Here is an 884-nt window from a genome sequence, read left to right as displayed (position 1 = left end):
GTAGCCGGCGAACGGCCCCTCGACCAGTTTCGGCAGTTGACGATAATAGCCCGCAGGCAGATCGTCGCGAATCTCGCGGATCTGCTCTTCGACCAGGTGATAGTTGTCGAGCACCCATTCGGCAGCGGGGACAACGCCCCGGCCACTCTCCAGCTCCGCGGCGCTGGCGCGATAGCCGGCAAGCAGAACCTTGGCGTTGTCGTTGAGACGTGTGCGCAGGGACAGGACAGCGGGGGGGCGCTTCGTGACGGTCTGCGCCGCTGCGAGGCTTGCCGCGTGCTGCTCGAGTCGTTCGACGCCGAAAAATTCCTCCCGTACCGGCGTTGGATCGTTCCAGGGAGGCGGAGAGGTCCGAGGCCGGGTTGTGAAGGGCAGGATCGTACTCATAAAGGCCTTTCCGCCCAGCATAGCCTGGCGAAATTCGCCTCGACCGGAAGGCCCGCAACGTGCTCGTTCGATATGGCGATGACCGCCGACCGCCCGGGAAGCCGATCGTGGCCGCCGGCAATGCAGTCCCTAAGGAAATGCGCTGTCGGCCGACTCCAAGTTCCTTTCTGAGCCATATCACGATCACCAGATCGTTCAGACGATTATCGACATGTTGCAGACGAGGCGGCCTGAACAGGCTGCGGCGCAACCCTGCCTGACGAGGCGCTCCAAAATGACCCCCGGCGGCCAGGCTTGGGCACCTACTTCCCCTTAAGGGCGTCCTTCAGCCCGCCAATGGCGTTCTGCACGCTGCCTTCAACCTTGTCGGCAGTGCCCTCGGCTTCAAGCTTGGCGTCACCGATGACTTTGCCAACGACCTGTTTGACCGTGCCTTTGGCCCTTTTGGCCGATCCAATAACTCGATCCTTGTCTGGCACTTGCTTCTCCTCGCCCGG

2 protein-coding genes are annotated in these 884 nt (G+C 62.6%); both read right to left on the bottom strand.

The genetic code is table 11. The features are described 5' to 3' along the window. On the bottom strand, nucleotides 1–387 hold a 387-nt coding region (locus G6N73_RS35930; protein ID WP_165034581.1), incomplete at its 3' end, for a hypothetical protein. Nucleotides 388–689: 302 nt separating this feature from the next. Further along, nucleotides 690–884: CsbD family protein (locus G6N73_RS35925; protein WP_206079287.1), on the bottom strand; the 195-nt coding region annotated here is incomplete at its 5' end.

It is taken from the genome of Allomesorhizobium camelthorni (genome assembly GCF_011045125.1).
Classification (GTDB): domain Bacteria; phylum Pseudomonadota; class Alphaproteobacteria; order Rhizobiales; family Rhizobiaceae; genus Allomesorhizobium; species Allomesorhizobium camelthorni.
Note: the sequence above shows the minus strand (reverse complement) of the source record. Positions and strands in the feature narration are given on the sequence as shown.